At 32.5% G+C, this 249-nt stretch carries 1 protein-coding gene; it reads left to right on the forward strand.

What is annotated here, in order from left to right:
• Positions 1–249 (forward strand): hypothetical protein (locus AB2L51_RS15295; RefSeq protein WP_400922712.1); only part of this gene is annotated, 249 nt, incomplete at both ends.

The following is a 249-nucleotide window of genomic DNA, read 5'->3' on the forward strand; positions in this document are numbered from 1 at the left end:
GAATAGAGCTTAGCAGTTCTCTTTCAAAAGAAAAAACTTTACTAATTGATACTGATACAAAATTTGAGATGATTGCTCCTCAATTTTATGAGAGTGAATTCTATCTTTATGGCGAGATTTATCAAGAAGGAGGAAAAAATCCTAACATTCATATTTCAACGTCAAAATTTGGGAATTTAACTGTCGCTGCGACCAAACAGCAAATCTTAGATGGCGAGAAAAAAACTTATAAACCATACGGAATTAAGG

Source organism: Acetobacter fabarum (assembly GCF_040702925.2).
In the GTDB taxonomy this organism is placed as follows: domain Bacteria; phylum Pseudomonadota; class Alphaproteobacteria; order Acetobacterales; family Acetobacteraceae; genus Acetobacter; species Acetobacter fabarum_B.